The sequence below is a fragment of the Vibrio sp. 10N.247.311.12 genome, from assembly GCF_041467515.1.
In the GTDB taxonomy this organism is placed as follows: domain Bacteria; phylum Pseudomonadota; class Gammaproteobacteria; order Enterobacterales; family Vibrionaceae; genus Vibrio; species Vibrio crassostreae_C.
Genome location: NZ_JBFSUV010000070.1, coordinates 1 through 17839, shown reverse-complemented (window position 1 = coordinate 17839; position 17839 = coordinate 1). Strand labels below are relative to the sequence as shown.

Annotated in this window: 14 protein-coding genes; 7 read left to right on the top strand and 7 right to left on the bottom strand. The window is 46.9% G+C overall.

The window, feature by feature from the left end:
- The first annotated feature begins 215 nt into the window (after positions 1–215).
- The 3 genes from AB6E30_RS21685 to AB6E30_RS21675 all read left to right on the top strand — a co-directional run bounded on the left by AB6E30_RS21685 (position 216) and on the right by AB6E30_RS21675 (position 4746).
- The gene (locus tag AB6E30_RS21685) at positions 216–1559 is read left to right on the top strand and encodes an NCS2 family permease (RefSeq protein WP_372105215.1); all 1344 of its coding nucleotides are present in this window, start codon (positions 216–218) and stop codon (positions 1557–1559) included.
- Between the two features lie 216 nt (positions 1560–1775).
- Positions 1776–3227, top strand: coding sequence for a nucleobase:cation symporter-2 family protein (locus tag AB6E30_RS21680; RefSeq protein ID WP_372105213.1), 1452 nt, complete (start codon positions 1776–1778; stop codon positions 3225–3227).
- A 157-nt stretch (positions 3228–3384) separates the two neighbouring features.
- Positions 3385–4746 (top strand): 8-oxoguanine deaminase, encoded by a 1362-nt coding sequence (locus AB6E30_RS21675; RefSeq protein WP_372105211.1) that lies wholly within the window; start codon positions 3385–3387, stop codon positions 4744–4746.
- A gap of 86 nt (positions 4747–4832) precedes the next feature.
- Here the strand turns inward: AB6E30_RS21675 and AB6E30_RS21670 are convergent, their stop codons facing one another.
- The 6 genes from AB6E30_RS21670 to gcl form a co-directional block, all read right to left on the bottom strand.
- Positions 4833–6269, bottom strand: a complete 1437-nt coding sequence (locus AB6E30_RS21670; protein WP_372105209.1) for an amidohydrolase — start codon at positions 6267–6269, stop codon at positions 4833–4835.
- Positions 6270–6508: 239 nt separating this feature from the next.
- Positions 6509–7117: a TetR/AcrR family transcriptional regulator gene (locus AB6E30_RS21665; RefSeq protein WP_108099392.1), complete on the bottom strand. Its 609-nt coding sequence runs from the start codon at positions 7115–7117 to the stop codon at positions 6509–6511.
- A gap of 163 nt (positions 7118–7280) precedes the next feature.
- The gene (locus AB6E30_RS21660; protein ID WP_372105207.1) at positions 7281–8591 is read right to left on the bottom strand and encodes a glycerate kinase; all 1311 of its coding nucleotides are present in this window, start codon (positions 8589–8591) and stop codon (positions 7281–7283) included.
- A gap of 187 nt (positions 8592–8778) precedes the next feature.
- Complete coding sequence (locus AB6E30_RS21655; protein ID WP_010432690.1) at positions 8779–9675, bottom strand: 2-hydroxy-3-oxopropionate reductase; 897 nt, start codon at positions 9673–9675, stop codon at positions 8779–8781.
- 37 nt (positions 9676–9712) lie between these two features.
- A complete protein-coding gene (gene hyi, locus AB6E30_RS21650) occupies positions 9713–10489 on the bottom strand; it encodes a hydroxypyruvate isomerase (protein WP_016795471.1) in 777 nt (258 codons plus the stop codon).
- Between the two features lie 152 nt (positions 10490–10641).
- Positions 10642–12414 carry a glyoxylate carboligase gene (gcl, locus tag AB6E30_RS21645; RefSeq protein ID WP_372105205.1) on the bottom strand — a complete coding sequence of 591 codons (1773 nt, stop codon included), beginning with the start codon at positions 12412–12414 and terminating at the stop codon, positions 10642–10644.
- A gap of 313 nt (positions 12415–12727) precedes the next feature.
- Here gcl and aceB point away from each other — a divergent pair, with 313 nt between their 5' ends.
- Both aceB and AB6E30_RS21635 read left to right on the top strand, forming a co-directional pair.
- Positions 12728–14353: a malate synthase A gene (aceB, locus tag AB6E30_RS21640; protein ID WP_372105203.1), complete on the top strand. Its 1626-nt coding sequence runs from the start codon at positions 12728–12730 to the stop codon at positions 14351–14353.
- 101 nt (positions 14354–14454) lie between these two features.
- Positions 14455–14895 carry a heme-binding protein gene (locus AB6E30_RS21635; RefSeq protein ID WP_372105201.1) on the top strand — a complete coding sequence of 147 codons (441 nt, stop codon included), beginning with the start codon at positions 14455–14457 and terminating at the stop codon, positions 14893–14895.
- Positions 14896–14994: 99 nt separating this feature from the next.
- Here AB6E30_RS21635 and AB6E30_RS21630 read toward each other — a convergent pair whose 3' ends face one another.
- Positions 14995–15477 (bottom strand): MarR family winged helix-turn-helix transcriptional regulator, encoded by a 483-nt coding sequence (locus tag AB6E30_RS21630; protein WP_010432677.1) that lies wholly within the window; start codon positions 15475–15477, stop codon positions 14995–14997.
- 124 nt (positions 15478–15601) lie between these two features.
- On the opposite strand from AB6E30_RS21630, the gene AB6E30_RS21625 reads away from it, so the two are divergent.
- Entirely contained in the window at positions 15602–16495 is an 894-nt protein-coding gene (locus AB6E30_RS21625; protein ID WP_372105199.1) for a DMT family transporter, read from the top strand.
- Positions 16496–16827: 332 nt separating this feature from the next.
- The gene (locus tag AB6E30_RS21620; protein ID WP_372105197.1) at positions 16828–17742 is read left to right on the top strand and encodes a DMT family transporter; all 915 of its coding nucleotides are present in this window, start codon (positions 16828–16830) and stop codon (positions 17740–17742) included.
- The last annotated feature ends 97 nt before the right edge of the window (positions 17743–17839 follow it).

The following is a 17839-nucleotide window of genomic DNA, read 5'->3' as shown; positions in this document are numbered from 1 at the left end:
GGCTACCGATGTATTGTTGAACGCGAAATGTACAGCAAAGATCAACACGCCCTAAACACGTTCATATAAAAATACTAATAACGTTATTAGTTAGAGAGTTGATGACTAATCAACTCTCTAACTAAAGAAATAGCGGCTAGGAAAAACCTTAAAACTTAATATTGAAATCTCGCTGTATTCAATAAATGGATCACAACATAAAAGGACTTGCTGACATGAGTGAGAGTAAAACAGAAATACTCAACCAAGATGCGAATAACGGAATTTTAGAGAAACTCTTTAAAATTAAGGCCCACGGAAGCAGTGTGAAAAATGAGTTGGTCGGCGGTGTCACCACCTTCGCAACCATGGCTTACATCATCTTCGTTAACCCACAAATTATGGCCGCATCGGGTATGGATGCAGGAGCGGTATTCGTCGCAACCTGTATTGGTGCAGCTATCGGTTGTTTGTTAATGGGGTTATTTGCGAACTGGCCTGTCGGCCTTGCGCCGGGCATGGGCTTGAATGCCTTTTTCTCATTCACGGTAGTAAGCGAAATGGGCTACAGCTGGGAAGTGGCACTGGGTGCGGTGTTTATCTCAGGTATCTTGTTTGTCGGGATGAGCTTCTACAAAGTCCGCCAATGGATCATTGAAAGTATCCCTGTGAGTTTACGTTACTCCATGACTGCGGGCGTTGGTTTGTTCTTAGGTCTAATTGGTCTTAAAACAGCAGGCATCGTCGTCGAAAACCCAGTAACACTGGTGTCACTAGGTGACTTCACTAAACCTGAAGCGCTACTGGCCGCTATCGCTTTCCTGATCATCGCTGTTCTTAGTGAGCGTAAAGTATTTGGTGCGGTGTTAATCGGTATTTTGAGTGTAACGCTCGTCGGTATGATGCTTGGCTTAGTGCATTACAACGGCTTCTTCGCGGCTCCACCAAGCTTAGCGCCTACGTTCCTAAAAATGGACATTATGGGCGCTCTCGATGTTTCAATGATCAGCGTTATCTTGGCTTTCCTTTTTGTAAACATGTTTGATACCGCGGGTACTTTGATGGGCGTGGCTGAGCGTGCAAACCTAACCAACCCTGAAACGGGAAAAATTGAAGGCCTAAGCAAAGCGCTTAAAGCCGACAGTATCTCAAGTGTGGCCGGTGCGTGTGTGGGTTGTCCGCCAGTAACCAGTTACGTAGAAAGTGCAGCGGGCGTTGCAGCAGGCGCACGTACAGGTCTTTCAGCAATCGTGGTTGGTGTGTTGTTCTTAGCGGCAATTTTCCTATCACCGCTTGCAGGCATGATCCCCGCTTACGCAACGTCTGGTGCTCTTATTTACGTCGCATTCGTGATGATGAGCAGCATGCAGCACGTCGATTGGAAAGACTTCACTAACGGTGCTCCCGCAGCCATTACAGCGTTAATGATGCCTCTGACCTTCTCTATCGCGAATGGTATCGCACTGGGTTTCATTACCTACACAGTGCTGAAACTGGCGACAGGTAAAACAAAAGACGTATCAATTTCGATGTACTTCCTAGCGGCTATCTTCATCGCCAAGCTCGTGTTCATCGGCTAATCACCAAACGTACTATCGCTTGGCCTGTTCGCAGGCTGAGCTATCAAGAAACAGCTTACAACAACATTTTTAAGAAAAAGCTAATTGTACTAATCAGCGGAACACACACATATCCGCTCGGTTAGTGCACCTTTTTTATGACCCTACGCAGTTTGTAGAAGTCATTATTTGACCGCCAATCGCCTGTAAACGGAAACACAGGCAGAGGAATATCAAATGAAACTTCTGTACACCCTAAATGAAAGACCGCCTCACGGCTTAACCTTCCTACTCGCATTACAGCACATGCTCGCCTCAATTGGTGGCATCGTCGCTGTTCCCCTTATTGTCGGCGCGTCAATTGGCTTGCCTAACACAGAGATCGTTTCACTGATCAATGCGGCGCTATTGGCTTCTGGTATTGTGACTGTCGCGCAATGTCTCGGTTTTGGCCCTGTTGGTATTCGACTGCCTGTTGTAATGGGCTCAAGCTTTGCCTTTTTAGGTGTGGCTATTTCCATCGGTAACGAAGGTGGTGTCGCCGCTATCATGGGCTCAGCACTTATCGGCTCATTCGTGGTAATTGGTGCCAGCTTCTATATGGACAAGGTTCGAAAGCTGTTCCCAACCGTGGTAAGTGGTGTAGTGGTTACCTTAATCGGCTTAACCATTTTACCGGTTGCCATGAACTGGGTTGGCGATTCTCCTGCCAACACGGAACAATTCGCCACGCTACCAAAACTGTTTCTCGCACTGGTCTCTTTGGGGATAGTGATTGGCGTATCGGTTTACTGTAAAGGCGCGGTTGCGGCCTCCGCTATCGTGATTGGCCTAGCAGGTGGTTACATTGTGGCGCTGTCACTCGGCATGGTCGATCTTGAGCAGATCAGCTCTGCTGCTTGGGTCGGTGGCCCAGAACCATTTAAGTATGGCTTTACGTTTTCTGCTAGTGCCATCATCAGCATGAGCTTGGTGTACATCGTGGTTATCGCTGAAGCAACCGGTGACTTCATGGCGCTTGGCAACAACTGCCAAACCCAAGTCAGCGGTAAAGATCTAAAACGTGGACTGCTAGGCGATGGTCTTGGTAGTACCTTGTCTTCGATTTTAACAGCGATGCCACTGGCGTCATTCAGCCAAAACGTCGGTATTGTGGGTATCACAGGTGTAGCAAGTCGCTATGTAGTAGCTGCAACCGGTGGTTTGTTAATTTTAGGTGGTTTATTCCCGAAATTAGCCGCTATTGCCGTCACGATTCCGAAACCTGTTTTGGGTGGTGTGGGCTTTGTGATGTTCGGGATGATTGCTTACGCGGGTATCCGCATGTTGATCAAGGCCGCAGACACCAAGCGAAATGCCTTAGTAATCTGTGTAGGTTTAGCGTCTGGCTTAGCCGTCACCTTCGAACCAAGATTGCTGCAACACTTGCCGCATGATCTAGCGAACTTTCTTCACTCAGGCATCACTACCGGTACTATCATGACGGTGCTATTGAACCTTGTTTTACCAAAGTCTTCACGAGCAGAAGAGCAAGAAGCACTGGCCGAAAGCCAAGCGCAAGTTGAGCTAGAAATGAAAGAACAAGCTGAAGAAGAACGACACTCAGACGAGCAATTAGAGATTCATCAAGCAAGTACAGAAGCAGACGTTCAAGCAGCATCAGATGACCCTGAGCCAAAAACGAACTAGCTGGTTCACTGACTAACGTAAAACCGATTTCCGTAGGATCAGGGCTGATTAGAGCATTGAACGTTTTAACGCCCTGATTCGAATTTATCTTTCAACAGCAAATACCAACAAAGACCCTCTTCCCTGAAAAGGCTGAGATGGCTAAGGACTACTATGAATGGAAACCATCTGGATTAAGAATCCTCTCGCAATCTACACTGGCTCGCAGGCTGATGCAGAAGGCGGAATCGTCATAAAAGGTAATAAAATCATTGAACTGGTTGGCAAACACAAAGAACCGACCTTACCCGTAGATTACAGCGCCGACGCCTCTCGTCATGTTGTGACTCCTGGGCTTATCAATGCGCACCACCACTTCTATCAAACCCTAACGCGAGCCTACCCCGGCGCACTCAATAAAGAACTCTTCCATTGGCTACAAAGCCTCTACCCAGTTTGGGCCAACCTCGATTCGGAGATGATGAGCCTCGCAACAGAGCTTGCTCTGGTTGAGCTGATGATGTCGGGCTGTACCACTGCTTCCGATCACCATTACTTGCTACCAGACGGGCTTGAGCACGCTATTGATTTGCAAGTCAAGGCCGCAGAGAAACTGGGCGTTAGAGCGATATTTACCCGAGGTTCCATGAGCCTAGGGGAAGATGAGGGTGGATTGCCACCAAGACACACCATTCAAACCGAACAAACCATCATTGATGACAGCCAGCGCTTGATTCGTGATTACCACCAGCGTGATGAAGGGGCGATGATTCAAATCGCGCTCGCGCCTTGTTCGCCGTTCTCAGTCACTACCGACCTGATGAAAGAGACCGCCAAGATCAGTGAGCGTGAAAACGTCATGATGCACACGCACCTATGCGAAACGCTCGATGAAGAAGACTTCTGTATAGAGAAGTTTGGCTTGCGCCCAGTTGATTACCTAGAAGATGTGGGTTGGCTGAACGAGCGCACTTGGCTCGCTCATGGTATTCACTTCAATCCAGAAGAGATCAAACGTTTGGGTAAAGCAGGCATTGGTATCAGTCACTGCCCAACTTCCAATATGATGTTGGCTTCCGGTATTTGTAAAAACAACGATCTAGAAGCAGCAGGCGTAAAAGTCGGGCTAGGTGTGGATGGTTCGGCCTCAAACGACGGCTCTAATATGATTGCCGAAGTGCGCATGGCGATGTATCTACAACGCCTGCAATATGGTTCCGCCAACGTTTCACACTTTGATGCATTGCGCTGGGCGACATCCGGTTCTGCCGCGGCAATGGGCAGAACCGACATTGGTACACTAGAGGTCGGTAAACAAGCCGACATCGCGATGTTCAAGCTCGATGACATTCGTTTCTCTGGCAGCCACGACCCACTGGCAGCACTACTACTCTGCGGCGCTCAACAAGCGGATAAAGTGATGGTAGCCGGAAAATGGCGAGTTAATGATGGCGCCGTTATTGGCGTAGACATGGAACAACTAATGCACCGCCACCATGCAGCTGCAATGAAGCTAGGTAAACTTGCGATGAATAATTAAATACTCTCTAACTAGAAAAGCGAAAAAAGGCCGACGTGATGTCGGCCTTGTTCATTCAGTTCGATTTTTAGAAACCGATTTACATCTTAATCCATCAAGCTCTTCGACTTAATCGCCTTCTTAGAAAGCTCTTTGGCAAAGGCTTTGATATCTGTTTCAAACTCATCGACGCTTTGGCGGATTTCATCCAGTTGAACGGTTTGCATTACACGGTTTTCCATTACGATTTGGCCGTTCACAATCGTCGTGTCGATGTTGCTTGGGTTCGCTTGGTAAACCAAGGTCGCGTAAGGGTCGTAATTTGGCATCATGTTCGCTGATTGTGTCTCTACAATCACGATATCCGCCTTCTTACCCACTTCAAGAGAACCAATTTGATCTTCCATGTGTAGGGCTTTTGCACCACCTAATGTCGCCATCTCAATGACTTGTTCAGGAATCATGATAGTGCGGTCAGAATGCTTTAAGCGTTGCATGTTGGCTGCGTAGCTTAGAGTACGCATGATATCGACTTGGTTAGAGCTCATTGGGCCGTCTGTTCCTAAGCCAATGCGCATGTCGGCACGATACATCTCCCAAGCAGGCGCAATGCCTGTCGCCCCTTTGGCGTTCGCCATTGGGTTGTATGAGATACCCGCGTCAGCTTGCTTGAGAAGCTTTTGGTCATTTTCTGAAAGGTGGATGCCGTGAGCAATCACTACACGCTCATCCAGCACACCAATTTCATCCATGTATTCGACCGGTGACGTAGCCTTAGTTTCATCTTTGATGCGTTTCTCTTCATTTGGGAATTCAGCAACGTGAATCAGCACCGGCACATCGTATTGAGCAGACAGCTTGTTGATTTCTTGCAGCTTATCTTTGCTCACGGTGTACACCGCATGTGGCGCATAAGCAGGCGTGATTAGCTCATCGTTTTTGTATTGTTCGATAAAGCCTTTGGCGTATTCAATGCCGCCGTAAGGTTCTTTGGCATCGACCACTGGGAACTTAATCACGGTTTCGCCGAGCACAGCGCGTAAGCCGACTTCTTTGGTCGCCTTGGCCATTTCATCCATGTGGTAATACATATCGGCATAAGTGGTTACACCGCTTTGTGCTAGTTCGATAGAGCCAAGCTTGGTTGCGTTGTAAATCAGTTCACGGCTTAGCTTTTCGGCTTCTAGAGGGAAGAAGTAAGCGAACAGACGATTCGAAATACCCTCTTCCCCTAAGCCACGAAACGCGATCATCGGTAAATGGTTGTGCGCGTTCACCATACCCGGCATGACGATTCCATCTTGAGCATCAATCACTTTTTCTGCGCGATATTGAGTCATTAAATCCTCGGTACCGACTGCGATGATCTGGTCGTTTTTCACTACAACAACACCATCTTCAATCACATCCATTTCTGAATTGATGGTGAGAACCTGTCCGTTGGTGATGATCAGATCAGCGTTGTATGTTTGCGTCGCGACCGTTGAACCGCAACCTGCAAGCAGAACTGCGCTGATGGTGCATGCCAAGCTTTTAAGCGTCATTGCTAAACCTTAATGTTGTGCGTGTAATATTGTTAGCGGCTTCATCTATAAGTTTCCAGCTTTTCGCTTTTCAGAAGAGTAAGTGCCGCCAATTTTCGCGATACTATAACCTGTCATTTAAATAAAATGGCATACCTAATCGAACCGAATTCAAGATAAATGAGTTATTGCACAACAGGTCACAAAAGAGGTTCTGTGCTTATAGTCACTCACACACCTAGATAAACGTTCAAACAACATTAGCTTTTCACACCACACCCTTTAATCACTAGCTGCGTGATGAACTCAGCGGCATCTTCATAGTCTTTGTCATCGAGCTGTTCTTTCTGCATCACGCTGCAAATCTGCCAGCCAAAATCGGCGTAAGTTTGAGTCGCCGCCCAAATGGTGAACATCAAGTGATGAGCGGGAACATCGTCCATTAGACCTTGTGCTGACCACGTTGAGAACTTATCAAGAATCATCTGGGATTGCTTATACAGCTCGTCACCAATCTCTTTTGGTAGCACTTTCGCGCCAGACATCACTTCATTGGCAAACACTTTAGAGGCATGTGGATGGTCGCGAGAAATGATCAGTTTGGTTTGAATATATTGAGACAAGGCTTCCACAGGATCGCTGAGCTCTTCAATCGGACGAGACGCTTCAAGTAAAGGCTGAGTGACGGTTTCAAGCACAGCATTGTAGAGCTTATCTTTAGAGCTGAAATAGTAGAATACGTTGGGTTTGGGAATGTCGGCCGCTTTTGCGATATCGGCCATTTTTGTTGCAGCATAACCATGAGTGGCGAATTGTTCACACGCGACTTCGATGATTAAATCTTGATTCTTTTGTCTGATCCTAGACATATTGCATCCTTTACAGCTCGTTACTAAAATCATAGTAATCAACGTGCTTCATTAGTCCAGAAGATAATCTCAGAACTCAAGGTCACCGCATTGATAACAATAAAATGGCCGATCTATTTGTTAAGAAGCGACCATTCCATACCGTGTTTTTGAACTGTTCAAGTTAAAGAATCAATATTGCGCGGAAGTCATTCACATTTGTCAGCGTCGGCCCCGTGGTAAGAAGCACATCGACTTGCTTGAAGAAATCGTAGCTGTTGTTGGCATCGAGGTAGTCTTGCGCTTTAAGCGACAGGCTCGAACCTTGTTGCCATGTTTGAGGCGTGATCCATGCGCCCGCATTGTCTTCCACGCCATCAATCCCGTCGGTATCAGCAGCCAATGCAAATATGTTGTCTTGGCCTTTAAGCTCGTTATATAGGCTCAACAAGAACTCACAGTTACGCCCACCGCGACCATTGCCTTTAACGGTTACTGTGGTTTCGCCACCGGAAAGTATCACGCAAGGCGCCTCAAATGGGTGCTTGTGATTGGCCACTTGCTTAGCCAACGCAGCGTGCACCTTCGCAACATCTCGCGCTTCTCCCTCTATGCAATCACTCAACACATAAGCCGGAATGCCTAAGCCTTCAGCTTCTGCTGCAGCGGATTCCAATGCCGACATCGGGGTCGCGATAATATGGTGCTCTGCATTTTTCCAACATACGTCATCTGGCTTTACGGTTTCTGACTCTGGATTATTTAACCATTCAAATGCCGTGCGTGGTGTTTCTATTTGGTAACGCTCTAAAATTGCCATCGCATCAAAACGCGTGGTGGTGTCGGGTACGGTTGGGCCAGAGGCAATCACACTAATGTCATCGCCCGGCACATCTGAAATCGCCAAAGATACGACTCTTGCTGGGTAAGCAGCCTTTGCTAGTCGCCCACCTTTAATCGAAGATAAATGCTTGCGAACACAGTTCATCTCATCAATGGCAGCGCCTGATTTAAGCAACGCCTTATTGATTTGTTGCTTCTCTGCTAGGCTGATGTCACCACCGGGCAAACTTAGCAAAGCAGAGCCACCGCCTGACAGTAGGCAAATAACCGTGTCGTCAGCACTCAAACCACTCACCAATTGCAGCATACGTTGGCTTACCTCTAAGCCCATCGCATCTGGTACTGGATGCGCCGCTTCAATCACCTCAATGTGTTCGCAAGGGGCGGTGTGTTCGTAGCGGGTCACGACTAAGCCTTCAAGATCACGCAGTGCGAGATCTTGTTGTTTTTTTGCCTGCCAAACCGCTTCAAGCTCTGCTGCCATTGACGCGGCCGCTTTACCTGCTCCTATAACGACAGTTCGCCCAGCTTGGTTAGCAGAGCGATAAAAAATGTCTTTAGGAAGAAAAGGTTCGATGTGATTTTTAGGTAGCGCCTGATTAACAGCACTTGAGAAAAGGGTTTGCAGAAACTGCTTAGCATCAATGTCCATCAGCCACTCCTTAGTTGACGGAGAAAAAAAGAACCCCGATACAAGGCCAAAGGGTGCCTGCTAAGATCAAGTTGGAAAGGAACAACTTCAACCTCTGCCTCGTATCAGGAACGCGTATAAAAGGAGACGAAACTACGCGATTTATAAACAAACAGGTGGGCTACGAATCAATAGCAGCCCGAATTAATTAACGAATCGAGTGGTCAGAACGTTTCTCAATCGCTTGGATAAGCGCAGAGTGGTCCCAACCTTCACCGCCCATTTCGGCGCACTCGCCAAACAGCTCTTGAGCGTTAGCCGTATTCGGCAGCGCGACACCCAATTCTTGAGCGCCCGTTAGCGCTAAGTTCAGGTCTTTCTGGTGAAGCGAGATTCTAAAGCCAGGATCAAATGTGCCTTCAACCATGCGCTCGCCGTGTACTTCCAATATCTTAGAGTTAGCAAAGCCACCTAGTAGCGCCTGACGGACTCGTGCTGGATCAGCACCGGCTTTTGAAGCAAACACTAAGGCTTCAGATACGGCTTCAATATTCAGTGCCACAATGATCTGGTTTGCGACCTTACACGTTTGACCTGCGCCGTTGTCTCCGACTAGCGTGATGTTCTTACCCATGATTTCGAACAGAGGACGAGCTTTATCAAAGGCGTCTTGTTCACCGCCCACCATGATAGTCAGTGCCGCATTGATAGCGCCTACTTCGCCGCCGGATACCGGAGCATCAAGGTATGACGCGCCGCCTTCGTTGATTCGAGCTGCGATTGCTTTGGTCGCGATTGGCGAGATCGAACTCATGTCGATAACCAGTTTTCCAGCTGCACCGCCCGCCGTTAGGCCTTTCTCAACACCGTTGTCACCAAACAGGACATCTTCAACTTGAGGGGTATTCGGCACCATTAGGATAATGATATCTGCTGCTTCAGCCGCTTCTGCTGGTGAATGACAGATCGTTGCACCCGCTGCCACAAGATCGGCAGGTGCTGCATTAAAGTGATCCGACAGAATCAAATCGTGACCTGCTTTTTGAAGGTTACTCGCCATAGGTTTACCCATGATGCCAGTTCCTATAAATGCAATTTTAGACATGTTGTTCTCCTTAACGTTTGAGGGTTACCAGACGCAATTAACGGTACTGGTGTAGCCAACCAAGGCCTTCTGTCGTCGTTGTTTTTGGCTTGTATTCGCAACCAACCCAGCCTTGATAGCCAAGCTCATCAAGATAATTGAGCACGAATGGGTAATTGATTTCTCCAGAACCCGGTTCGTGTCGGCCTGGGTTATCAGCCAGTTGGACGTGTGCGATTTGGCCAATGTTCTGCTGCATGGTCGGCGTAAGATCGCCTTCCATTATTTGCATGTGATAAATATCGTATTGGATAGAAAGGTTATTGCTCCCTACCTCTTTGATGATCGCTTTGGCTTGCTCTGTGGTGTTCAAGAAGAAGCCCGGAATATCGCGGGTGTTGATCGCCTCTATCACTAAGCTGATGCCTTCTGCTGCTAGCGCGTTTGCCGCGTAATGCAGGTTAATCACAAACGCCGATTGCGCGTCTTGTTGGGTCACACCTTGCGGAACAATCCCGGCCAAGCAATTCACTTGAGTACAGCCGAGTGCTTTAGCGTAAGCAATCGCTTTAGGTACACCCGCTTGAAACTCCCCAACTCGCGCTGGATCTACCGCGATACCACGGTCGCCAGCGTCCCAATCACCCGCGGGCAAGTTAAATAGCACTTGCTCTAAGTTATGAGCGTCGAGCTTTGCTTTGATTGCCTGAACATCAAAGGCGTAAGGGAAAAGATATTCCACACCTTGAAAGCCCGCTTCTGCGGCAGCTTCAAAGCGATCCATAAAATCAACTTCCGTGAATAACATTGACAAGTTTGCTGCAAATTTTGCCATGACTCTGTCCTTATTCTTTATCTGGTAAAACTATGACGGTTTAGTGAAGCAACGGTTATTTGGTGGAGCTACGGTTGCTTAGCAAGCCTCGCTCTATTGGAGACTTTTCGTAGAGCTAAACCTCAGCTCTACGGATACACATGACTTAATGATTACTTGTACGCTAGCGCCGTTGGGGCATCGTCGCGGCTTTCGGCAAGCGGTTCAAACTCGTTGATCGCATTGATCTCAACGCCCATCGCTATGTTAGTTACTCGCTCAAGAATCAGCTCAACAACAACCGGTACCTTGTGCTTGTTCATCAGCTCTTTGGCTTGCTCAAACGCCGCCGCAATTTGGTCTGGCTCACGAACTCGAATCGCCTTACAGCCTAAACCTTCAACAACGGCTACATGGTCAACACCGTAGCCTTCAAGTTCTGGCGCATTCTGGTTATCGAACGCCAGTTGTACACAATAATCGATATCAAATTGACGCTGTGCTTGGCGAATCAAACCTAGATACGAGTTGTTCACCAACACATGAATGTATGGCAGGTTGAATTGAGCACCTACCGCCAGTTCTTCGATCATAAATTGGAAATCGTAATCACCAGAGATGGCAACGATATCGCGATTTGGATCAGCTGCTCTTACACCCAATGCGGCTGGTGTTGTCCAACCTAGTGGGCCAGCTTGACCACAGTTGATCCAGTTACGCGGCTTATAAACATGCAGGAACTGAGCGGCAGCGATTTGCGACAAACCAATGGTGCTCACATAACAAGTTTCACGACCAAATACCTTGTTCATCTCTTCATAAACACGCATCGGTTTCATTGGCGCTTCATCGAAATTGGTTTTACGCAGCATGGTCGATTTGCGTTCCTGACACTCACTTGCCCAAGCATTTCGGTTTGGCAGCTTGCCAGCATCACGCCACTCTTGCGCCACTTCAACCATTAGCTCTAGTGCTGCTTTCGCATCAGAGACAATGCCTAAATCAGGACAGAACACACGGCCTATTTGGGTTGGTTCAATGTCTACATGTACGAACTTTCGGCCTTCGGTGTAAACATCCACAGAACCGGTATGACGGTTAGCCCAGCGGTTACCAACACCAAACACAAAATCAGAATTAAGCATGGTTTCATTGCCATAACGGTGAGAAGTTTGTAGCCCTACCATACCCGCCATTAACTCATGATCATCCGGAATCGAGCCCCAACCCATTAAGGTTGGAATCACAGGAACACCAGTGATCTCGGCAAACTGCTGCAACAATTCAGACGCGCCAGCGTTAATCACGCCACCACCCGATACAATCAGCGGTTTTTCAAATTGAGACATCATGGTTAATGCTTTCTCAACCTGCGCGCGTGTCGCTTTTGGTTTGTATGGTTCAAGCGGCTCATAGGTATCAATATCGAACTCAATCTCAGCCAACTGCACGTCTAAAGGCAAGTCGATCAAAACAGGGCCAGGGCGTCCAGAACGCATCAAATGAAAGGCTTTTTGAAATGCGCGTGGTACTTGAGCAGGTTCCAGCACCGTGGTTGCCCACTTAGTGACTGGTTTAGCGATAGATTCAATATCAACCGCTTGGAAGTCTTCTTTGTGAAGGCGAGCACGCGGAGCCTGACCTGTAATACATAGGATTGGGATTGAATCTGCAGACGCCGAATAAAGCCCCGTGATCATGTCCGTTCCCGCAGGGCCAGAGGTACCAATACACACACCGATATTGTCTTGATTGGTACGCGTGTACCCTTCGGCCATATGCGATGCACCCTCTACATGTCGAGCTAAGACGTGGTCGATTCCTCCAAGCTTTTTCATAGCCGCATACATAGGGTTAATTGCTGCGCCGGGAACACCAAATGCGATGTCTACACCTTCACGTTTAAGCACTTCTACCGCTGCTTCAATCGCTTTCATAATTGCCATTCGAACCTCCAATTCAGATTGTATACAATTAAACCAACTTTTGTGTACTATGAACCATCCTCGCTATTTATCAACCCCAGAATGAAACAATTTTGTTACATCAACCCATCGCATTAAGTACGCACTCATCCTGAAAAGCTTACAATTCATTGCTTTACATAAAATATCTTTACGTAAAAATAAATTACAAAAAGATCAAATGATAAATAAATGTTAAATACCGTTTGCTTGTTTACAATTTCTACAATATAAATATCCTTAAAAAGAGCATTTTGTATACAAAATGACATCGTATTGTTTAAAGGAGACAAAAATGATGAATGACGTAAAAGAGAGAGAAGAAGTACAGTGTATGCAGGTACTCGGGAATATGGACAACTCCGAGTACAAAGAGATCTTGTCTAAAGATGCATTAAAATTCTTAGAAGCTCTCGTCAATAAATTTGGAGATCGCCGTCATGCCCTGCTAAGTGACCGCGACACAAAACAAGCTCAATATGACGAGGGTGAGCTACCCAATTTCAGAAAAGACACCATTTCCATTCGTCAGAATAAAGAGTGGAAAGTGGCAACACCTCCAACAGAGCTACTCGATCGCCGCGTAGAGATCACCGGCCCTATCGAAAGAAAGATGGTGATCAACGCGCTAAACTCAGGCGCGAAAGTCTTCATGTGTTGCTTTGAGGATGCGTCTTCCCCGACTTGGGCCAATATGGTCGAAGGGCAAATCAACCTAAGAGATGCCAACCTTGAAACCATTAGTTACTTCGATGAGAAAAAGCAGAAGCGTTACCAATTAAACGACGATCCTGCACTGCTGATTGCCCGCCCACGAGGCATTCACTTGCCAGAGCAGTCCATTCAATTCAACAATCAGCCTATCGGCGGTTGCTTGATGGACTTCGCTTTGTACTTTTTCCATAACTATCAGTCACGTGCAAAACAAGGCTTAGGTGTTTACTACTACATTCCCAAGCTTGAGAGCATGGAAGAAGCACAGTGGTGGGACGATATTTTCAGCTTCACCGAAAACTATTTCCACGTACCCAAAGGCACCATTCGTGCGACCGTGTTGATTGAAACTCTGCCAGCCGTATTCCAAATGGAAGAGATCTTATACGCCATGCGTGATCATATCGTAGCGATGAACTGTGGCCGTTGGGATTACATCTTCAGCTACATCAAAACGCTGAAAAACCATAAAGACCGCATCTTGCCAGACCGCCACGGGATCGGCATGGATCAAGAATTCCTCAACGCCTATAGCCAACTGTTGGTGCGCACTTGTCACGCTCGTGGCGCATTAGCAATGGGTGGGATGTCAGCCTTTATTCCAGCAAAAGACCCGCAAGAAATGGCACGTGTAACCGCCAAGGTTATCGAAGATAAACAAAGAGAATCTCAGAACGGACACGACGGCACATGGGTCGCACACCCTGCACTGGTTGATTTGGCAATGTCGATCTTTGATAAGCACTTAGATGGCAAAGTAAACCAAATGGATTTCCAAAGCCCAGAGCATGTGATCAATGCAGACTCGTTGCTAAAGCCTTGTGAGGGCAGTCGCGACGAAGTAGGAGTACGTAAGAATATACGCATCGCGCTGTATTACATCGAAGCTTGGATTCAAGGCTACGGCTGTGTGCCTATCTACGGCCTCATGGAAGATGCCGCGACTGCTGAGATCTCAAGAGCCAATATCTGGCAGTGGATCCACCACGGGGTAACACTCGATGATGGCCAAACCTTTACCAAATCACTATTCCACTCTTGGCTTTACCAAGAGCTAGACACGATAAAACATGAAGTCGGAGACTCGCGCTATACAGCAGGTCGATTTGAAGAGACAGCTGATCTTTTCTATCAACTTTCTACAGCCGAAGAGTTCGCTGCCTTCCTAACTTTACCCAGCTATGGGCTATTACAAGAGTCCAGTTAGGACTCTTGTACCGAGCTGAATCAGTCAATGATATTCACAACAAGCGTAATGATTGGCTGACTTAGCTTGGTACACGGTCCCTTGAAAAACTAGGAGATAACATGGGAAGTTTGACTCTAAAACAAGCGTTAACCATCATTGATGGCACCTTAAAAGCAGGAAACAAGATCCACACAGAACCTTTGACGGTCGCCGTCTTAGACAGCGGTGGCAAGCTGATTTCTCTGCAACGTCAAGACGGCTCTAGCATGATGCGACCAGACATCGCGATTGCTAAAGCGTGGGGAGCACTCGCACTGGGTTGTTCCTCTAGAAAACTCGCCCAAGATGCTGATAATCGACCAGCATTTATCTCCGCCGTAAACGTACTCGCACACGGAAACATGGTGCCAGTGCCAGGGGGCCTACTGATTCGAGATAAGGATAAAACGGTACTTGGTGCGATTGGGGTCAGCGGTGACATCTCAGACATCGACGAAAGTTGCGCCATCAACGGCATTGGTTGTGCAGAACTGTTCAGTGACGAGATGCTGCAAGCTTAACTCGCGAATTCGCTGTACTTGAAGTTCTTAAACAAGCACAAAAAAACCGAAGCGATTAAGCTTCGGTTTTTTATTGAATCTAAAGGAAGATCAGAAAAACTACTCGTACGCACTCAACCATGTTTTCAGCAGCTGGTTAGTATTTTTCTTCTGGCTCGCAGACAGAGATTTCACAAGCTTCTTCTGCGTTTCAACATGCTCAGTCATCATTTGGTCAATAAGAATAAGACCATCTTTTGTTAACTGAACACTCACGCTGCGTCTGTCTTCTTTACTGTGCTCACGACTGATCAGCCCTTTCGCTTCTAGCTTATCAAGGCGATTGGTCATCGCGCCTGATGTCAGCATCATCGAGCCGATCAATTCTGACGGAGTCAGTCGGTAAGGCTTTCCAGAACGTCGCAACGTCGCCAGCACATCAAACTCACCCAGCTTCATGTCGTATTTTTTATGAAGCTCGGCAACTTGCGTCTCCATATACTTGGCAATACGCATAATCCGGCCCATCATTGCCATAGGCTCAGTTTCTAATTCGGGCTTTTCCTTTGCCCATTGCTCTACAACGCGGTCGATAGCATCCATTTGCAATCTAGCTCCGTGATTAGTCTTGTTTACTTCAAACTAGTTTAACATAAAGATACTTTACAACCACTAGTTCTCAGTATACAGTTCACACAATAGTTATCTTAACGTAAAGATATTTTAAATGAACATATTATTAGCAATGATCCCCGCGTTCTTTTGGGGAACAACCTATGCAGTGACGCAATTTACGCTACAGGAGTGGCCACCATTATTATTAGGTGCTTTGCGTGCGTTACCTGCTGGTTTGTTATTGCTAGCAGTAAAGCCGACACTGCCTAAAAACGGCGAGTGGCAGATCATTTTCACATTGGGTCTTATCAATATTGCGACCTTCTTTGGCCTGATCTTCGTGATGGCGCTAACGCTGCCTTCGGCAATCTCTGGCGTGGGTATGATCTCTGTGCCAGTGTTCGCGATGATCTTCCACTGGGTAGTGAAAAAACAGCGCCCGCATCTGATTCAAGCCCTTTCGGGTATTGGCTTGATCACCTTAGCGTGGATACTGTTTAACCCAAGCCAAATTGCTCTGAACCCAATCGGTTTAGGCGCAATGTTTGCCGCAATAATGTGTATTGTCATCGGCAGCAGCATTACCAAGTCACTGGGTAACCGCATGCACTGGTGGAAGGTATTAACGTGGCAGTTGATTCTGGGTGGTACGATTTTGTCTGTCGCGTCTGGCGTTCATGCATTCATCGACCCGCAGCCTTATGTTAATGCCGTGACTCATTTCGATACTCGTAATGCTATGGGACTCGTGTGGGTTATTGGGCTAAACACAGCGCTGGGTTACGGCATGTATGTGTGGTTGCTACAACGTATGTCGGTGGTTGATTTCACCTTCGGTGGAATCGCAAACCCAGTGGCTGGCATCGTGACAGGCATGGTGTTAATGGGTGAATCATTCACTGCAGTACAATACTCACTAATGACCGGCATGATAGTGATGTCACTGCTACCACAACTTATCCTTGCGGTAAGACAATCCAAACAAGTTAAGCCTGTTACGCAGTAGACGCAGCCTCTTAAACGTATTGCTCAAAAACGCGCCTCATTGAGGGCGAGTTTTTTGTTGCTACGCTGAAAGCAATAACCCAACAGCCATACTAGACGAGTTGATTACTTCCTGAGCAAAATTAGACCTCACAAAGAACAATGACTTTACTCAGGCTATCTAAAGTGAATTTATTTTCTATAAAATAATCATATTAGAGATCTAATTTCCACATAAAACTCAAATTAGAGATAAAAAAACAAAACTTTTCTCCGACTACCTTTCTATACTGTGCCACGTCATTAAGGCGCTACAAGCCTATGATTTAAAATAATTATTAATGAGTAGTCACCATGAATTCGAAGTCGCTAACTATCTTGCTTTTTGTCTCTGTTTGCTTAATTTGGGGAACCACTTGGTTCGCTATGGAAGTAGCATTGCATTCTATCCCACCTATTTTTGCTACTGCGTTGCGCTTTTTACTTGCAGCACCTCTGCTTGCAGTATTGGCGAAAGTCTTCAACCAACCACTGCTGTTCCCTAAAGGTAAGCGCCAATGGCTGCTTATTGTTGCGTTGATGTATTTCGCGATTCCGTTTACGTTGATGATCTATGGCGAGCAATACATCTCTTCAGGTTTAGCGTCGATCATCTTCGCCAACATGCCTGTGGCTGTGATGTTGATGTCTGGCTTATTCTTAGGTCTACGACTGGCGAAGCACCAAATATTCGGTTTGATTACCGCTGTTGTGAGCCTATGTTTAATCCTTGGTAATGAAATGCAGATGGGTGGCGATGACTACCTAATTGGCACGGTTTGCTTAGGCCTTGCTGTTGCGATTCACGCAGTGATGTATGTGCTGGTTCAAAAGCACTGCAAAGGCATTGAAGTACTAACCTACAACGCCGTACCGAGCCTAATTGCAGCTCTATTCTTATTTGCTGTATCAGCTATAGGTGAAAACGTGAATATTGAATCTTTCACTTGGTATTCAATCTCTGCTGTGGTTTACCTAGGCTTTGTGGCGAGTGTTGGCGGCATTGTTGCTTACTTTAAATTAGGTCAGGTTTCGACACCTTTCCAAGCATCTATCTGCTTCCTAATTTTCCCTGTGGTTGCGCTGCTGATCTCTTGCTACATCAATGGTGAGGTTCTATCTGAACAGTCACTTGTAATGATGATTCCTCTACTTTGCGGCATCTTACTGACCAAAGCACCAAAGGGAATCTTCAAGCTGCGTACCGAATTAAAAACCGTAAGAAACTGATCCGCGTGAAACCTATTTTGCGGATTAGATATACATATCCCACATAATCGAGTAGGAGGAGGCCTCACGGCCTCCGTCCTCTCACACCACCGTACAA

Bases quoted from the DNA above. Each gene is read 5' to 3' on its own strand.
- AB6E30_RS21685 (WP_372105215.1), top strand. From the start codon at position 216: ATGAGTGAGAGTAAAACAGAAATACTCAACCAAGATGCGAATAACGGA.
- AB6E30_RS21680 (WP_372105213.1), top strand. From the start codon at position 1,776: ATGAAACTTCTGTACACCCTAAATGAAAGACCGCCTCACGGCTTAACC.
- AB6E30_RS21675 (WP_372105211.1), top strand. From the start codon at position 3,385: ATGGAAACCATCTGGATTAAGAATCCTCTCGCAATCTACACTGGCTCG.
- AB6E30_RS21670 (WP_372105209.1), bottom strand. From the start codon at position 6,269: ATGACGCTTAAAAGCTTGGCATGCACCATCAGCGCAGTTCTGCTTGCA.
- AB6E30_RS21665 (WP_108099392.1), bottom strand. From the start codon at position 7,117: ATGTCTAGGATCAGACAAAAGAATCAAGATTTAATCATCGAAGTCGCG.
- AB6E30_RS21660 (WP_372105207.1), bottom strand. From the start codon at position 8,591: ATGGACATTGATGCTAAGCAGTTTCTGCAAACCCTTTTCTCAAGTGCT.
- AB6E30_RS21655 (WP_010432690.1), bottom strand. From the start codon at position 9,675: ATGTCTAAAATTGCATTTATAGGAACTGGCATCATGGGTAAACCTATG.
- hyi (WP_016795471.1), bottom strand. From the start codon at position 10,489: ATGGCAAAATTTGCAGCAAACTTGTCAATGTTATTCACGGAAGTTGAT.
- gcl (WP_372105205.1), bottom strand. From the start codon at position 12,414: ATGGCAATTATGAAAGCGATTGAAGCAGCGGTAGAAGTGCTTAAACGT.
- aceB (WP_372105203.1), top strand. From the start codon at position 12,728: ATGATGAATGACGTAAAAGAGAGAGAAGAAGTACAGTGTATGCAGGTA.
- AB6E30_RS21635 (WP_372105201.1), top strand. From the start codon at position 14,455: ATGGGAAGTTTGACTCTAAAACAAGCGTTAACCATCATTGATGGCACC.
- AB6E30_RS21630 (WP_010432677.1), bottom strand. From the start codon at position 15,477: ATGGATGCTATCGACCGCGTTGTAGAGCAATGGGCAAAGGAAAAGCCC.
- AB6E30_RS21625 (WP_372105199.1), top strand. From the start codon at position 15,602: ATGAACATATTATTAGCAATGATCCCCGCGTTCTTTTGGGGAACAACC.
- AB6E30_RS21620 (WP_372105197.1), top strand. From the start codon at position 16,828: ATGAATTCGAAGTCGCTAACTATCTTGCTTTTTGTCTCTGTTTGCTTA.